Annotated in this window: 1 protein-coding gene; it reads right to left on the reverse strand. The window is 46.8% G+C overall.

Features of this window, described 5'->3' with window-relative positions:
- Positions 1-1029, reverse strand: a 1029-nt coding sequence (locus ACXAG7_RS19870) for an Ig-like domain-containing protein (protein ID WP_476667914.1), incomplete at both ends; no start/stop codon positions are given.

The raw sequence follows: 1029 nt of genomic DNA on the forward strand, positions 1-1029 counted from the left end.
TTGGGGTGGTATTTACGGTTACACTTACTGAGGTTCTGCTACTCTCACAGCTACTTACTGTTTGTGATGCATAGTAGGTTCCTGTGCTCAATGCTGTTGTTCCTGTTAAGGCAGTTCCTCCAGTTGACGCTGCATACCATTGGATTCCTGTTCCTGTAGCTACTAAGTCGGCTACTGTTGGGCTATCGGCACTACAGAATGCTTGTGCGCTTGCTGTTGGTGCACTTGGAGTTGTGTTTACTGTTACACTTACAGAAGTTCTACTACTCTCACAACTACTTACTGTTTGTGATGCATAGTAGGTTCCTGTGCTCAACGCTGTTGTTCCTGCTAAAGCAGTTCCTCCAGTTGACGCTGCATACCATTGGATTCCTGTTCCCGTAGCTACTAAATCCGCTACTGTTGGGCTATCGGCACTACAGAATGCTTGTGCGCTTGCTGTTGGTGCGGTTGGAGTTGTATTTACGGTTACACTTACAGAAGTTCTACTACTCTCACAGCTACTTACTGTTTGTGATGCATAGTAGGTTCCTGTACTCAACGCTGTTGTTCCTGCTAAGACAGTTCCTCCAGTTGACGCTGCATACCATTGGATTCCCGTTCCCGTAGCTACTAAATCAGCTACTGTTGGGCTATCGGCACTACAGAATGCTTGTGCGCTTGCTGTTGGTGCACTTGGGGTTGTATTTACGGTTACACTTACTGAGGTTCTACTACTCTCACAGCTACTTACTGTTTGTGATGCATAGTAGGTTCCTGTGCTCAACGCTGTTGTTCCTGCTAAGGCAGTTCCTCCAGTTGACGCTGCATACCATTGGATTCCCGTTCCTGTAGCTACTAAATCCGCTACTGTTGGACTATCGGCACTACAGAATGCTTGTGCACTTGCTGTTGGTGCACTTGGGGTTGTGTTTACTGTTACACTTACTGAGGTTCTGCTACTCTCACAGCTACTTACTGTTTGTGATGCATAGTAGGTTCCTGTGCTTAACGCTGTTGTTCCTGCTAAGGCAGTTCCTCCTGTTGACG

This window comes from Tenacibaculum sp. AWR4_210 (genome assembly GCF_056160945.1).